The 10469-nt window shown below is 33.1% G+C and carries 13 protein-coding genes; all 13 read right to left on the reverse strand.

Features of this window, described 5'->3' with window-relative positions; genetic code table 11:
* Positions 1–453: 453 nt before the first annotated feature.
* Positions 454–1023, reverse strand: a complete 570-nt coding sequence (locus Q0W25_RS08240) for a hypothetical protein (protein ID WP_298521077.1) — start codon at positions 1021–1023, stop codon at positions 454–456.
* A complete protein-coding gene (locus tag Q0W25_RS08245; protein WP_295588933.1) occupies positions 1020–1214 on the reverse strand; it encodes a hypothetical protein in 195 nt (64 codons plus the stop codon). The genes Q0W25_RS08240 and Q0W25_RS08245 overlap by 4 nt, the downstream gene beginning before the upstream one ends.
* A gap of 423 nt (positions 1215–1637) precedes the next feature.
* Positions 1638–2600 carry a hypothetical protein gene (locus tag Q0W25_RS08250; RefSeq protein WP_295588931.1) on the reverse strand — a complete coding sequence of 321 codons (963 nt, stop codon included), beginning with the start codon at positions 2598–2600 and terminating at the stop codon, positions 1638–1640.
* 162 nt (positions 2601–2762) lie between these two features.
* The gene (locus tag Q0W25_RS08255) at positions 2763–3077 is read right to left on the reverse strand and encodes a hypothetical protein (protein ID WP_298521080.1); all 315 of its coding nucleotides are present in this window, start codon (positions 3075–3077) and stop codon (positions 2763–2765) included.
* 373 nt (positions 3078–3450) lie between these two features.
* The gene (locus Q0W25_RS08260) at positions 3451–5145 is read right to left on the reverse strand and encodes a hypothetical protein (RefSeq protein WP_298521082.1); all 1695 of its coding nucleotides are present in this window, start codon (positions 5143–5145) and stop codon (positions 3451–3453) included.
* Between the two features lie 13 nt (positions 5146–5158).
* Positions 5159–5662, reverse strand: coding sequence for a hypothetical protein (locus Q0W25_RS08265; RefSeq protein ID WP_298521083.1), 504 nt, complete (start codon positions 5660–5662; stop codon positions 5159–5161).
* A 23-nt stretch (positions 5663–5685) separates the two neighbouring features.
* On the reverse strand, positions 5686–6240 hold the full coding sequence (locus tag Q0W25_RS08270) for a hypothetical protein (protein ID WP_298521085.1): 555 nt from the start codon (positions 6238–6240) through the stop codon (positions 5686–5688).
* 34 nt (positions 6241–6274) lie between these two features.
* Positions 6275–6409, reverse strand: coding sequence for a hypothetical protein (locus tag Q0W25_RS08275; RefSeq protein WP_298521087.1), 135 nt, complete (start codon positions 6407–6409; stop codon positions 6275–6277).
* On the reverse strand, positions 6402–6626 hold the full coding sequence (locus tag Q0W25_RS08280) for a hypothetical protein (RefSeq protein WP_298521089.1): 225 nt from the start codon (positions 6624–6626) through the stop codon (positions 6402–6404). The genes Q0W25_RS08275 and Q0W25_RS08280 overlap by 8 nt, the downstream gene beginning before the upstream one ends.
* Position 6627: 1 nt before the next feature.
* Complete coding sequence (locus Q0W25_RS08285; protein ID WP_298521090.1) at positions 6628–6906, reverse strand: hypothetical protein; 279 nt, start codon at positions 6904–6906, stop codon at positions 6628–6630.
* Between the two features lie 202 nt (positions 6907–7108).
* Positions 7109–7390 (reverse strand): hypothetical protein, encoded by a 282-nt coding sequence (locus tag Q0W25_RS08290; protein WP_298521092.1) that lies wholly within the window; start codon positions 7388–7390, stop codon positions 7109–7111.
* 553 nt (positions 7391–7943) lie between these two features.
* Positions 7944–9068 (reverse strand): tyrosine-type recombinase/integrase, encoded by a 1125-nt coding sequence (locus Q0W25_RS08295; protein WP_298521093.1) that lies wholly within the window; start codon positions 9066–9068, stop codon positions 7944–7946.
* A 286-nt stretch (positions 9069–9354) separates the two neighbouring features.
* Positions 9355–10299 (reverse strand): transcription initiation factor IIB, encoded by a 945-nt coding sequence (locus tag Q0W25_RS08300; RefSeq protein ID WP_298521095.1) that lies wholly within the window; start codon positions 10297–10299, stop codon positions 9355–9357.
* Between the last annotated feature and the right edge of the window lie 170 nt (positions 10300–10469).

A 10469-nucleotide genomic window follows, 5' to 3' on the forward strand; every position in this document is an offset into this window, starting at 1 on the left:
CCACCTATTTATTAAATTTAACTATTTTTAGATAAAATTAAAAATTCACAACTAATTTTCATCAAAAAATTTTAAATCAACAAAGTTTTTGAAAGAGTCTTATCGGCAAAATATGTGAAAATCATCATAATTCAATGATATTAAAAATGAATTTAAACTACAAGTAAACCATTGAATTCAATACATTCTTGAGTAATCTTCAAAATAATATAAATTAACCACATAGTTATAAATCATCCATATCAGAATTATTCACCAAAGGTTCTGAAAGATAATTAATAACATTTAAAATTTTAATTTTACCCCAACCACAGAAAATATCAAAATATTATATGATTGCATTGTAAACTAGTTCCAATGCAATCAATACTTGCTTAAATCATTACAACTATTTACAAAATTTTATTCAGAGACTGTTCCTCTTCTTAAAAAATATCTATTAATCACATCCATTTATAGGAGAGAATCATCAACAACAAAGGACTCAATGAAAGCATCAAATTCATTTGTTGTCATTTCTTTTTCCACATTCTCCAGAACAATATCATTTTCATCAACCCTTAATGTAAATGGAACTAATGCAAAATTCATCAACTCGCAATTTGATAAAATAAATGATTTATCATTATCAATATCCACATATCCAAAATGTTTTGTTAATGAATTGATTATATCAAAATAATCATTCCACTTAGAAATGATAACTCCATCCTCTTTGTAATTAGATTCGTTGATTTCAATGCGTGGAAGATCAATATTTATTAAATCATCATCAAACAATCCAAATTTATAATTAATAGATATTTTTTTGCCATCTCCATAAACAAGTGTTCTTTTACATGCAAAATCTTTGTTCAATGGAGCTAATGCAAAATTAGAATACATGTTTATGCAATCATGATTCAAAAATCCAAAATCAAAACAAAATCTTGATGCACCGTGTTTTGTTAATGCTTGTTTTAAGTCAAAATAGTTTGTTTTAATAAATCTATAATTATCGAGTAATATTGCCACGAATATCATTCCCCTACAAATTGTTTTGAAATTTTACTTACAATTGAATCACTTAATGAATCATCAAAGAGCTTTTTCAATCTTAATTCAACAAATACTATCATTAATACGTTAAATATTCCATTTGTTTTAAATACAAATGAATTCAATTTTTCAATGCAATCATCAAACATACTTACAAATAATCCACATTTTACCATTTTTATCAATCCCAATTTTATGAAAAATAGTTAAATCAATAATTCATGGAACTGATAAAACAATGCTTTCAAAAAAAGTAGTAATATTTATATTAGTAATTAACTAAAAATAAAATCATGCTTTTAGGTGATTTAATGAAAGCAAAGTTTTATCCAAGTAAGTAATCCCATGTGCCTAATTTGGATTATTTACTTGTTTAAACCAATGATTTTTTTATTTTAAACTATTTGTTACAAAAATTCTTAAAAATTTTTGCCTACAATTAACTTTTTTTGCTAATTGCAATAATACATATTAAACAAAATATTATATAAATGTTTTGATAAAATAACTGTTATAACCTGTTATAACAATAAAAAAAGATAAATTAATAACAATTTTAAAAAAATAATATGTTATAACAAGTTATAACATAAAATAAATTAATTATTAACTTTCTTATCAATATCAATAGCTTTTCTTAATCTCTTGATTCTTTGTTCCGAATTATATAACTGACGTTCTAATTCTTTTTTATGTTCCAACTCTTCCTTTAATCGGATTTCATAACCAGTGCCAATTTCAATTAACTTATCCAATATTGTAAACAAATCCCCCATATCCTCACAATATTTGTGAACTAACTTAACCAAATCATCATTAGTTATCTTGAAAATATCTTGAATAACAACATTAAAATCTTGATCTAAACTCCAATAATAAATGATTGGAAACGCATCCACATGAAATTCAGTAGCCCCCAGATTAACAATATTAACACCAACATGCTTATTTTCATCAAAAGTTCCATCATCATTTTCAAAACAATAAACATCATTAAAATTTGCATCCAAATTATTATTCAAAGCTATTTCAAGAACAATTGCATCTTCTTCTAATGAATGAAGAAAAGAATGAGTATAATTATTATAAACAAAATCTTTTGTAATTAAATCAACATCACCATATGATTTATCATGAACTAAAGCAGCAATGAGTTCATAATTTTCAACCATTTCATTATCTACAACCTCATCATCAAATTTACTTTTAGCATGCCTATTAAGTATCCCAACTTTATGAATAGGTAAAGGAAAATCTTTAAATCTTTCATAATCAACTGGTTCATACGCATCATCTTCTAATGCATGATGGATTTCACCTTTAGATAACACACAAACAATTGTTTTTTCGTAATATCCTTTTGATTCAAATGCATATTTGAAAATATAATCTTTAACCATTAAATCAATTGCACTACTAACTGAATTAAATCTTTTGTCAATGAATTTCAAGAATGTTCTTTTAAAATCCTCACTTGGTGCATAAGTTAATGGTTTTCTTGTTTTTGCCCCATCGTCATATTTGGCAAATGGTGATTTATGTTTATTCATTTCATCATTCATAATATCAAATCTTTTATTGAAAGTATACCTAAGTGCTCTGAACATTAAATAACCATTTCATTTTTCACTTTTTTCAGAACCTTTTCATTAATATATAAAAATATAAATCTCTTTATATATAATAAATATGATTATTTTGCATAACTCTAACTTATTTATTATTTAACCTCTTAATAATTCTCTTCTGCCTCGCCAGATTAACTGGCGCTGCCTTTTTCTCAACTCCTTATATTGCCAATACATCTGTGATGTGACGTATCCATGCTGCCTTCTAAACTCATCTATCATGACAATCCCTGCTTGCACAATAGCTGCTTCGCCTTCATGCCAGCAGTAGTATGGATGGTGGCAGGCAACATCGTGTTCTGAAGCCAATCCTGTTTTGCAGTTGTTACAGTAATCTACAAACCACATCTCTTCTTCCCTTTCTCTTTTTTCTTTTTTGGCTTCAATTATCTGTTGTTTTATAGATTTCATAACAATCAATTTTTATAAAAACCTTAAAAACCATAAAAACTATTGAGAACTTTTGGGATGGTTTTTTTTAAAAACTCTTTGAAAATCTTTAAATCAAATAATAATGATTCTCCTTAGTTTTCACAAAAATGAAATTTTAAAAAACCATATTTTTCCAGAGTATGCGGGGACACTTGTTAAACTTGCCCCCATTTATCCTCAAAACCTTAGTTTTTTAATAAAATCCTCATCATCAAACCCAACACAAAATCCATCAATTACTCTAAAAACAACTGTAAGCAATTTTTTATAAAAACTTTTTAAAAAGTTTTTTAAAGTTTACATGGTTTTTATAGTTTTTTAGTTTTTATGGTTTTCATGGTTTTTTCAGTTTTTATAGTTTTTTATCTATCCATGTTGGTTTTTTAACCGTTGAATCAAAGTTCATAATACTTAACCCCTCAACAAATTTATCTTCCTTCATAATGTCTACAACCCATTCACCAATCTCATAGCAGATGTTTTCATATGTTGAATCGTCAATATGCTTTAAGTCATAGTTTATGGATTCAACTTCACTTTTGGCAAGATCATATACATTAGATCTGCCGACATGATCAGTAATCTGTAGAAATCCCTTGTCTGCCAGTTCATACATGTATTTCCTTGCTGATGCCTTGCTCAGTCCGAGGCTCTGAAGTGAGAAGTAATCGTTGGTTGTGATTCCCATATCCAGCACTTCCCTATCCTTGCTCATTCTCCACTCATCAATATTGTTCCTGATATCGTTCAAAACCTCAACAGCTTTCGGAGCAAGGTTGGCCGATATGCTTTCCTTGTATGGCTTAAGCAGGCTCATAAACAGCTGCACATCTGCAATATTTGTCAATATCACCTTCTTGCCACCAATGTCATAGACTTCATGGTTGTAATAGTTCAAGGCCGTTATTGTTTTTAAAAGTCCATTGAACTTGTCAAAATCCCTTTTATAGAAAGAAGAGTTTTTAAGGAAGTTTATGACAAAATACACATATGGATTAATCACCACAATATCTTCAAAGACTTCTTTAAGGTGCAGCAGCATGTATGGCACTAGCTCAGCTTCCCTTTCATATTGTTTTAGAATCTTGTAGCTTCGTCCATGCTTGAATTCCAGTGCACTATTTCTTTGATTGAATATCTTTTGGTTATCCATTCTAGGAGTAATAAAGATACTTCTGCTCATTTCCTGGTCATCAAAATAATGGTTAGGCACTGTAGTATATGTAAGACAGGGCCTGCCGACAAGCTCCAAATCTTTTACATCCCATCCTCCTTCACCATCGGAAATGTTTAAAGGCTTGTTTAGAAAGCCGTCGGATTGAAGTTCCTTCATTAGGTTTTTAGACTCTTCCATGAATTCATGGTCGTTGCTTCCACCCATATCACCATAGTTAACGATTTTACCGTCATAGAAATATTTGTCCTTTTTGGCACGGTTGAAGAGTGCCGCTTCAGTGATTTTCTTTTCATTGACAACAAATCTTTTAGGGATCAGTTTCAGTGCGGTTTCCTGAATGTGGGATTTGCCGCTGCTTGCCTCACCCAGACATATTACTGATACTGGATTTTGCAAAATGACTTGACCTGCATATACAGTAAATGCATAAAGGATATTGTTGCGTTCACCTGCTGTAAACCATTCAACAATGCTTCCAATATAAATCAATGGACAGTCCAACGATTGCAGTTTAGTGATAGCCTCCTTTAATTTGGAGGCATCTTTTTCCTGTTCGGCCTGCTTTTTGTCAGCTATTTCCTGCTCAATTACCGATAGTTCATTTTCATAGTTAAGCTGCAATAGCTGTTTTAGTTCACTGAACTGGTTGTTGACCTGTCTGGGTTTGAGGTCACCTTTAGGATTTACGATTTGTTTGAACTGCCTTGCGACATTACTCTGAGAAGATAATGTAGCTGGAGATTTATTAGTATACTCTCCGATTTTATTACCGTACCTGTTTTTAAATACATATGTAACCTTATCCACATTCTTTCTGTTGATGATTAGGGTTATTGTATCCTTTGTCGGTAATTCAGCTACATTACTCATGTTTATACTCCATTTACTTTACTTGGACATCACGTACAATGAAACTGTAATAGATGTAGCTTCCGGATTTCTCTTTAACCTGTATGGTCATTTCATCTAAGCTATTGACGAATTCACGGTATTCTGCAAGGTTGACGTTTCTAAGAATATTGGATCTGCCTACTGAACCTGCATTTTCCAATTCTAAGATAGAGGTTATGAAGTCAAAGAGCACACTTCCTTTTCTGATGTTTTTGTGAAGGTCACCATCGTTTTTGAGGTTAACGTTTATTTCAACGTATAGTTTTTCGCTGTCTTTGAAAATGAATAACTTGAAACGGTTTACGGTTTTTTCCTCACCGTCATCATCGAAAGTGTATGATGTGACTGATGACATTTCAGGCCTGCCGGTTATTAAAGTTCCATCTTCAAAGTCTCTTAGTTCGGCTTTTTCATATCCGTCTGGTATTTCAACTATTTCTTCAAAGTCCAATTCTGTTCCTGTAAATATAGTTTGTTTTGTGTTTTCAAAACTCATTTTAATTCTCTCCTAAAAAATTTTTAAGAGGAGTTATCCTCTTTTAGAAATTTTGATTGAGTTACAATCTTTTCTGCTGTCATTTCTTCTGCTGATGTTTCACCTGCACCTATCAGTTCAGCTATTGCACGATTGGTTGCACGGGTCTTTGCAGTACTCATTATAGTGTGGTCAGACACTTTGTCTTTGCCTTTTTCAGACCTGGAGCATAGTGCATCTGATTCAACACTTCTTCCATTAGGCAAGGTTGCACGAACGCAGTAGTATGCTTCTCTGATTCTGCCCATTTTGGTTCTCTCCAAATCACGGTCAATGATTTCAGTATCAACATTGAATGCACGGGATAGCTTTTGCCATGCTGACTTTTTCTTGAAGTGTCTTTTCACTTTAACGTAATTTCCGTCTTCGTCTTTTTCCTTGACTATGATTTCCTGATAGTCACTGTCATTGAGTAACCCTTTGCAGAGTTTTTGATAAGCGTCCCACTGTTCAATAGCTACACCAACATCCGGGATATTATCAGCAGCAGCGACAATTTCACTCACTTGTGGTTCTTCTATTAGTTCTGCTTTTACCATTTTTTATCACCTTGAAAAATTTGGGAGGATTAATTTATAATCCTCCTGTACTTGTTGCTATTCCAATCCAGCCGATAGCCACGGCAAATACCATGCTTCCAATAAAAATCATTTTTGGATTGGGATCCATCGATTCTTCTTTTGGATATAATCGTGCTGGTTTAGGCATACTGACCAACTCTCCTGATGCAGACCTCAATAATAAAATTCAAGTTAATTATTTTAGTTCTTCCATCGTTTTTGTGAATAACAACTGTTTTACTGTCCGGGAAATTCAATTCATCTGACTTCATTACTGCACAATAGGGATTTTCATTTGCAGATACAAATGCAATGAAATGTCCTTCATCGAGATTCTTTTGCATTTCAAGAATTGTATTTTCCATGTCAGTCACTCCTGTTTTTCCTGAACCCTACAATGTAGGCTTCTCCTCTTATGAACTTGATGAATCCTATATCTCCAGCTGTTGCATAATGAATCAATGGCAATAGCTTGGAGTGTATTACTGTTTGGTATGCCTTTTTTCCACCGTCCACCAATACGATACCGTCATCATCGATATAGAGGATTTCCTGTTCGACATCACCTTTGGCAATTTTGACCTCACCACTGTGAGTTAAAATGCCGCAGAAATTGTCTTCAAATTGATTAATTGAGGTTGTCATAATTAATCAACCTCAATTACTGCAATAGGTGAATAGCCATTCATTTGAATTCACCCAAGTTTTCAATTCTATCAAAGACCAACCATATTCTAGCCCAGATGTCTTTTGGGACTAAAACATGGGTTTCTCCATTTACTTCTTGTTCCAACATTATTTTCAGACCCCCGATTTTATCTTAAATTTTTAGTTCGTCTTAACGTGTTTAATCAAGTTTCATTATCTTGATTCTGTATGACTCGAAGAATTCCCTTTCATTTCTGATGTTTTCTGTTTGTGAAATTTCGTCAATGGCTTCTTCAAGTGCCCTGAAATTATTGAAAATTATTATTTCGTTAGGCCGGGGTTTTATTACTTCACACATGTTTTTGTATCTCCCTTTTTGCCCATCATCTTGGATGGGACTATATGGTCTACAATCTAAAACACACAAGTGGCCAGAAGTCTTTGAAAATAAAAATAGTATGTTGGTAAAATCAATATCCAATTCTCAATCGCAATATTTAGAATAAAATAAGTTTTGCTTTATTTAATTTGAAAATCTTTATATATTCCTTAAAATAAACTAGATATTGGGTTAAGTTTTGAAAAGTATTAATTTTTAGCTTGTTTCGTCGCATGCATAATTATTTTTATTTTTCTACTTGCCCACTTGTATTATACCTATTTTTTCATAATCTTTTTTCACTGTTTTTTTTTTGATATTTTACCTCCTTAAACTGGTTTTAAAGCCTTACTAAAAAAAAGTTGTACGAGAGTGGAAAATTGCTCCCACTTCGTAAAATTGCTCCCAGTTAGTAATGGCTAATACTAGTCTGTAATTTTGGCTATTTAAACATTTCTATTTGATAAAATATCAAAATTGTTTAATTATTACAATGTTATACTTGAAGATAAGGCATGTATTTTTCCAAAATCCTATAAACAATTTGACAAAAAAATATGACAAGAAATAGTAAAATGTATAAATCAAACTCATGATGAAACCATCATGTTGAAAAATTGTAGTTAAAAAAAAATAAAAAAATGGAAAAGAACTTTTAAGTCTTATTTCTCAAAGCTCTTTTGATATAATCAACTTCACTCTTAAGACCATCCAGTTCAGCATTCAATTTTTGATTTTCACTCTCCATTGCCTGAAACTCCGGAGATTTGATGGATAACCTCTCAACATCAAGATTGATTGTGACTGCACCCATATGCTCAATATATTTTTCCCTTAAACGCAAAGGGTCTTCCATGAAATAGGAAGTTCTGGTCTGATCCTTTCCTCTGCCCTGAAGCTCATCGATTTCATCCATGCTCAAACCGTCATTATAAAGCTGGCTTGCATGAAACTTCCTCAGCATGTGGGAACGGAAGCGGTTGTAGGAACCTGCCTTTCCAAGGTTCAGCTTGTTGTTGATTTTGCCGAAAGTATTGTTCATGTGAGTGGAACTGATATTAAAAAGAGGAGTTGAATTTGTAAGTTCCCTCTCATCTATCACAAGATAGTGAATTATTTCTGCTGTGGACTCAGGACTTGAAAAAGTGGTATAGTACTTGTTGGTTTTCTGTCTTCTTAACCTCCAGGACGGAACCACATCATCACGCCCGTGCAATGCTTCAATAACATCATCTATATTGTCCTTATGATGGTACTCATAGGTTGCATCAATGAAATCCTGAATGGTAATGTTTAAAGTTTCCCTTTTTGCACAACCGCTACTGGTCATGAAGAGAATTATCGCCTTCATCAACGGATTGACCATCTTCAGGATATGCCTAAGCAATTCCTTGTCGGGCAAATCATTATAAGAAATAGGCATAGGCTTTTTGACATTTTTCTGATTTAACTTTGGCATTTTGCCGATTTCAATATCAAAACCTTCTTCATATACAGTCATAACCCTACTGACATAATTTTTAACTGTTGTGGCGAGATGACCTTTCTTCATCAGATGGTTTCTGAATGCCAGAAGTCTTGCTCTCAATTTTGAATGTTTCCATTTGACTTCTTCTCGCTCTTCCTTTTCAGCTTCTTCTAACAACTGGTAGAATGGTTTCTTATGGTATCTTGAATACAAACCAATGGCGGTGGCGTAGCTTTCATAAGTGACATCTTTAAGACATCTCTCATCACAAAAGCTTCTTAAAAGTTGCTCATCTTTTTTGTGCATATCCATATTTATTACTCCTATATAAAATGTGTTTTTGGTAAGAGCATTTGATAAGTAATAAATATTTTGATGAGTGTTGCCCGTATACTAACTCTCTTGAATCATCGCTAGAATACCCTTCGCTCCTCGAGTAACCCTCGAAACGGGCAGCCTATCCAATGCTGGGTTTCTTCTAATCATCGACAGTATCAACTTCCCTCATAAAAGGACCGTAGGCATTGGTCATTAAAAATGATACGACAATAATAATATATAAAAGATAATATTTAACTATTTTCTAAAATTAGAAAAATTAGAAAAGAGAATTTAAATCAATATTGTCTAAAAATTCCTTGTATCTGTTACGAATTGTAACTTCAGTTACTCCTGAAACTTCAGCAACATCCCTTTGAGTTCTTCTATCACCCATGAATATTGAAGCGACATACAATGCTGTTGCGGCAATTCCTGTAGGTTCACGACCAGTGATTAGTCCTTTTTCCCTGCATTTTTGAATAATCAGCGCTGCTTTTGCTTCCACTTCACCTGAAAGACCTAGTTTTGAAGCAAGTCTAGATAAAAAGTCCATAGGGGTTGTTGGTTTCACTTTAATATTGAGCTCTTTTACTAAAAGCCTGTAATATGCACCAATTTTCTTTGTGGTGATGCTGGTTATTTCTGAGACTTCATCCAAGGTACGGGGAACACACCAGATTCTGCAGGCAGTGTAAATAGAAGCTGCAACCATTGCTTCAATGCTTCTACCACGAACAATGTTCCTTTTAGCAGCTCTTCTGTAGATTAATGCAGCATCTTCCCTGATGTTTCTTGGAATTCCCAACTTTGAAGAACCTCTGTCAAGCTCTGATAATGCCAGAACCAGGTTTCTCTCACCTGTTCCGGAAACTCTAAGTTTCCTGTTCCATTTTCTTATCCGGTACATTTGAGGCAAGTTTCTCTCAGGAATGCTGTTTCCATGACCGTCCCGGTTCTTCCAGTCAATGTCTGTGGACAAACCTTTATCTGCGAGGGCATTAGTCATTGGAGCTCCGGTTCGGGTACGTTTATTCCTTTGTTCTTGATTAAAGGCTCTCCATTCCTGACCCCTGTCTATCAAATCCTCTTCTATGACAAGTCCGCAATTGTTGCATGAAATTTCTCCACGACTGCTATCAATCATTAGATTGGAGGAACCGCAACCCGGACAAACCTTCTGCTCTTCAACTTCGTTGGATGTTCTATTTAAATCTGAAGCGATAATATCAACTCCCTAAAGATAATTTTTAACAAAAAAAGTTCGACAGCCAAAATCCCAAATAACTATAAAATATAGTTTATGTTAAATTAAAAGAACATTAAGTTCAATATCCATACAAAACCGGCGGAACGCCGTATTCTATTGAAAAAGAACGATTCGCGTTCGAGAAT

The organism is uncultured Methanobrevibacter sp., assembly GCF_947166415.1.
Lineage (GTDB): Archaea > Methanobacteriota > Methanobacteria > Methanobacteriales > Methanobacteriaceae > Methanocatella.

Excerpts from the sequence above, each read along its gene's own strand:
- Q0W25_RS08245 (WP_295588933.1), bottom strand. The coding sequence starts at position 1,214 with ATGGTAAAATGTGGATTATTTGTAAGTATGTTTGATGATTGCATTGAA.
- Q0W25_RS08260 (WP_298521082.1), bottom strand. The coding sequence starts at position 5,145 with ATGAGTAATGTAGCTGAATTACCGACAAAGGATACAATAACCCTAATC.
- Q0W25_RS08295 (WP_298521093.1), bottom strand. The coding sequence starts at position 9,068 with ATGGATATGCACAAAAAAGATGAGCAACTTTTAAGAAGCTTTTGTGAT.
- Q0W25_RS08255 (WP_298521080.1), bottom strand. The coding sequence starts at position 3,077 with ATGAAATCTATAAAACAACAGATAATTGAAGCCAAAAAAGAAAAAAGA.
- Q0W25_RS08275 (WP_298521087.1), bottom strand. The coding sequence starts at position 6,409 with ATGCCTAAACCAGCACGATTATATCCAAAAGAAGAATCGATGGATCCC.
- Q0W25_RS08285 (WP_298521090.1), bottom strand. The coding sequence starts at position 6,906 with ATGACAACCTCAATTAATCAATTTGAAGACAATTTCTGCGGCATTTTA.
- Q0W25_RS08280 (WP_298521089.1), bottom strand. The coding sequence starts at position 6,626 with ATGGAAAATACAATTCTTGAAATGCAAAAGAATCTCGATGAAGGACAT.
- Q0W25_RS08240 (WP_298521077.1), bottom strand. The coding sequence starts at position 1,023 with ATGATATTCGTGGCAATATTACTCGATAATTATAGATTTATTAAAACA.
- Q0W25_RS08250 (WP_295588931.1), bottom strand. The coding sequence starts at position 2,600 with ATGAATGATGAAATGAATAAACATAAATCACCATTTGCCAAATATGAC.
- Q0W25_RS08270 (WP_298521085.1), bottom strand. The coding sequence starts at position 6,240 with ATGGTAAAAGCAGAACTAATAGAAGAACCACAAGTGAGTGAAATTGTC.
- Q0W25_RS08265 (WP_298521083.1), bottom strand. The coding sequence starts at position 5,662 with ATGAGTTTTGAAAACACAAAACAAACTATATTTACAGGAACAGAATTG.